The 240-nt window shown below is 31.2% G+C and carries 1 protein-coding gene; it reads left to right on the forward strand.

Annotated elements, in window-relative coordinates:
• The coding region (locus MJ643_RS31200; RefSeq protein WP_247727385.1) for a hypothetical protein at positions 1 to 240 on the forward strand (240 nt) is incomplete at both ends.

Here is a 240-nt window from a genome sequence, read left to right on the forward strand (position 1 = left end):
TTAACAATGATGATTTGTACTTTCAAAAAGAGGATTTTACTTGGGAAAAAGGTATCAATGTTTATCGCAGTATTCTCGCTAAAATTATTCCAAGTTTGCGCTTAAACGAAACCGACGTAAATCAAGGATATGATGCGCTGATTACGATGATTCAATCTTCTGACAAAGTTAGCGTATTTACGTTCAAGAAAAACTGTTTATTCTTCAAAAATGGTTTGATTGATTTAACATATAATGATG

The organism is Pseudomonas sp. PNPG3 (genome assembly GCF_023093815.1).
Taxonomy (GTDB): domain Bacteria; phylum Pseudomonadota; class Gammaproteobacteria; order Pseudomonadales; family Pseudomonadaceae; genus Aquipseudomonas; species Aquipseudomonas asiatica.